This is a genomic window from Dietzia sp. SYD-A1, assembly GCF_015356725.1.
Lineage (GTDB): Bacteria > Actinomycetota > Actinomycetes > Mycobacteriales > Mycobacteriaceae > Dietzia.
Window position 1 is genome coordinate 1 of sequence record NZ_JADDKI010000287.1, and the last position, 3753, is coordinate 3753.

4 protein-coding genes are annotated in these 3753 nt (G+C 71.7%); 3 read left to right on the forward strand and 1 reads right to left on the reverse strand.

The window, feature by feature from the left end:
- Window positions 1–994, forward strand: a 994-nt coding sequence (locus IY392_RS12120) for a YeiH family protein (protein WP_194861351.1), incomplete at its 5' end; no start/stop codon positions are given.
- A gap of 77 nt (window positions 995–1071) precedes the next feature.
- Complete coding sequence (locus tag IY392_RS12125; protein ID WP_228549347.1) at window positions 1072–2175, forward strand: NAD-dependent epimerase/dehydratase family protein; 1104 nt, start codon at window positions 1072–1074, stop codon at window positions 2173–2175.
- A 52-nt stretch (window positions 2176–2227) separates the two neighbouring features.
- Here IY392_RS12125 and IY392_RS12130 read toward each other — a convergent pair whose 3' ends face one another.
- Window positions 2228–2668 (reverse strand): SRPBCC family protein, encoded by a 441-nt coding sequence (locus tag IY392_RS12130; protein WP_194861352.1) that lies wholly within the window; start codon window positions 2666–2668, stop codon window positions 2228–2230.
- A 48-nt stretch (window positions 2669–2716) separates the two neighbouring features.
- On the opposite strand from IY392_RS12130, the gene IY392_RS12135 reads away from it, so the two are divergent.
- Window positions 2717–3340, forward strand: a complete 624-nt coding sequence (locus IY392_RS12135; protein ID WP_182613565.1) for a DUF1697 domain-containing protein — start codon at window positions 2717–2719, stop codon at window positions 3338–3340.
- Window positions 3341–3753 lie beyond the last annotated feature (413 nt).

Consider the following 3753-nt stretch of genomic DNA (forward strand, 5'->3'; position numbering starts at 1 on the left):
GCCGGGTACGGCGCGTGCGGCGGTGCCGGGTACGGCGCTGACGCTCTCGGGCACGGCCGTGGCACTGGCGGTCAGCCACCTGCTCCCCACCCTCAACCCGATGCTCGTGGCGATCGTGCTGGGCGCTGCACTCGGCAACATCGTGCGGGTTCCGACCCGTGCCGCGGCGGGCCTGGCCTTCTCGTCCCGGACACTGTTGCGGATCGGGATCGCCCTGCTCGGCCTCCACCTCGTGCTGGGCGACATCACCGCCCTGGGGTGGCAGGTCATCGTGCTCGTCGTCGTCATCGTGGTCCTCGGAATCGTCGGCACCCTGGCGCTGGGCGGCGCGCTCGGCCTCGGCTGGACCCAGCGCCTGCTCATCGCCTGCGGATTCTCGATCTGCGGCGCGGCCGCGGTGGCCGCCGTGGACAGCGTCTCCGACGCCGACGAGGAGGAGGTCCTCACGGCCGTCACCCTCGTCGTCGTCTTCGGCACCCTGATGATCGTCGCGGTCCCGGTCCTGTCGACGGGGCTGGGATTGTCGGACACCGCAGCGGGCATGTGGGCCGGTGGATCGATCCACGAGGTCGCCCAGGTGATCGCGGCCGGCGGCGCGATCGGCGGCTCCGCTCTGGCGGTGGCCACCGTCGTGAAGCTCGCCCGCGTCCTTCTGCTGGCCCCCGTCGTCACCATCATCAGCCTCCACCGGCGTCGGACGACCGGCGCCGACGGCAGGGGCACGCGGCCTCCGCTGGTCCCCGGGTTCATCGTCGCGTTCGTGATCCTGGTCTGCCTGCGCTCGTCCGGGCTGGTCCCTACCACGGCCCTCGACGTCGCCTCCGCGGCGCAGACCGTACTGCTCACGTGCGCCATGTTCGCGCTCGGGACCGGGGTGCGGCTCGCCGCGATGCGCAGGGTCGGCGCGCGGCCGGTCATCCTGGCCGCCGCCTCGACGACGTGGGTCGCGGGACTCGCGCTGGCCGGCGTCCTGCTCATCTCCCCGACGGTCTGATCACCCCGCCGGGGGTCGGGTGAGGCCCCGACTGCCAGCGGTTGACGACCACGACGTGGCAGGTAGCGTCGACGTCCTTGCAGCTCCCACGCGAGGAGGCCGGAATGCGGATCGTCATCATCGGCGCGAGCGGGAATGTCGGCACCGCGCTGCTCCGTCGCCTCCGCGAGACGCGCTCCGGTGACGAGCTCGTCGGGCTGGTGCGCCGGCCGCCGGATCCCGTCGGCGAGTACCGGGGCGTCGACTGGCGCGCGGTGGACGTCTCCGGCCCGGGGGCGGCCCGCGAACTCGGTCGCCACGTCAGCGGCGCGGACACGGTGGTCAACCTGGCCTGGGGTTTCCAGCCCACCCGCGACGTCCGCTACCTCGAGAGGGTCGGGGTCGGTGGAACCGCCGCGGTCCTCGAGGCCGCGCAGTCGGCCGGGGTGGGGCACCTGGTTCACATCTCCTCCGTGGGGACCTACGCGCCGGGCCGCCACGGTGAGCACGTCGACGAGACCTGGGCGACGACGGGGGTGTCGGGTTCGGCCTACAGCCGACACAAGGCCATGGCGGAGAGGCTCATCGACGAGCACGAGTGTCGCCACGGCGGCGATGCGGTGCCCGTCGCCCGGATGCGGCCGGGCTTCATCGTCCAGCGAGCAGCCGCGAGCGGGCTGACCCGATACGGACTCCCCGCCTACGTGCCCGCACATCTCGTGCCGCGGCTGCCGCTGCTGCCGCTCGACCGGGCCCTGTGCCTGCCGCTCGCTCATGCGGACGATGTCGCCGACGCTCTCGTCCGAGTGATCGGCCAGGGCGCCACCGGCCCGTTCAACCTCGCGGCCGATCCACCGTTCACCAGGGAGGATCTCGCCGAGGTGCTCGGGGCCCGGCCGGTTCACGTCCCCCTGGCACTGCTCGGGGCGATCGTCGGGCTGACGTGGCGGGCCCGGTTGCAACCGGTGGACCGCGGATGGCTCGACCTGGCGTTCAGCGTGCCCCTCCTGGACTGCGTCCGCGCACGTGACGAACTCGGCTGGGCTCCGTCGTGGGCACCGCGAGAGGCCATGGCCGACCTGCTCGACGGGATCGCGCGCCTGGCCCACACCGGGAGCGCACCCCTTCGACGCAGATCCGTGCCCGATCTGGTGCGCCGGAGCCTGGCCGACGGGCTGATCTCCTCCCGCCGGTTCCCCTGAGCCCCGCTCGCCCGAGCGAGCGGGGCGGGCGCGAGGCGTGGGAGAGGGGCGATCAACCGTGTCGCCGGAGAACCTCGTTCCGCAGCCCCGTGGTGGCCACGTCGGCGATGTGCTTCTGGGCCTTCTTGACCACCGGCCCCGGGAGCTTGATCTTGAGATCAACCTCGAGATCAAAGACGACCTTGGTGGTGCCGTCCCCGTTGTCCGTGAGCTCGTACCGGGCGTTCTGGACCTTCTGGGAACCGCTCTCGACCAGCGACCAGCTCACCTCGCCTTCGTACCACTCGTAGCGCACCACCATCTCGTCGGTGACGCCGTACTGGGACACCCGCTCCCACACGACGATGGGCCACCCCTCGTCGTCGGCCTCCCTGACCTCGACCGCGCGGTGAGCGCTCGACCACTCCACGAGGGAGTCGACATCGGCGAGGACCTCCATGATCTCGGGGACGCCGGCCTCGATCGTGACCACTGACTGCACTGAGACTGCCATGGCCGGAAAGCTACCCGCGCGGGGCCGGCCCGGGAGGAAGATCGGGGGATGAGTTCTCGATCTGCACAGACGGACGACCCGGGGCACCGCAGGGTGGTGTTACTGCGTGGGATCAACGTCGGCAAGGGCGGCCGCATCGCCATGAGCGACCTGATCGAGTGCACCGAGGCCGCGGGCGGGACGTCGGTCCGGACGGTGCTGGCGACCGGAAACGTGATCGTCACCGATAAGCGACCGGTACCCGAGCTGCGCGCGGCACTCGAGGCCGCCTACGCGGAGAGGTTCGGCTACCGGTCCGTGCTGCAGGTCCTCCCGCTCGACGACGTGGCGACGATGGCGTCCTCGTACCCCTTCGACACGCTGCCCGAACACCACGACTACGTGGTGTTCTCGGATGACCCGGAAGTGACGACCCGGGTGGCGGTCGCGATGCACGCGGCCATCCGTGAGGTCGGAGAGGTGGCCGCCGGCACCGACGCGCATGCCGGGGCCGGGATGACCACCAGCAGCACGGAGGCGGTGGCCGAGGGCGCGGGCTGCGTGTACTGGCGGGTCCCCCGCGGCTCGACGCTGACCTCGGACGCGTCCGCGGTGCTCGACGGCCGGGAGAACAAGGGTCACCTCACCACCAGGAACCTCAAGACCCTGGCCCGGATCCTCGCTGCGGGGTGAGTCAGGGGTGAGTCAGGGGTGAGTCAGGGCCCCTCGACGGACGCACCGATCGTGTCGACGAAGGCCGCGAGCGGCCCGAAGACCGCCGGGAAGATCCCGTCCCAGAAAGCCTGCATCTCGCTGAAGTCGAACATGGGCATCGGTAACACTCCTCGCACGGGGGCGGCGTACGGACTCTCCGCGGTCACCGGGGCTCCCCAGCACCAAGGATCGCGGCAGAGACACCCGTCGCGCAACCCCATGCGTCCCGCGAGTCTCGTCACCGGGCCGACGATCCACCAACTGGCAGACTGCAAACGATGCCTTCCCGCCCCGCACGCCCACTTCTGGCCGCCGCGGCCCTGCTCGTGGTCGCGGCCACGACCGGCTGCTCCGGGTCCGGGCCGGGGCGGACAGCGGGGCCTGCCCTGGAG

Excerpts from the sequence above, each read along its gene's own strand:
- IY392_RS12130 (WP_194861352.1), bottom strand. The coding sequence starts at position 2,668 with ATGGCAGTCTCAGTGCAGTCAGTGGTCACGATCGAGGCCGGCGTCCCC.
- IY392_RS12135 (WP_182613565.1), top strand. The coding sequence starts at position 2,717 with ATGAGTTCTCGATCTGCACAGACGGACGACCCGGGGCACCGCAGGGTG.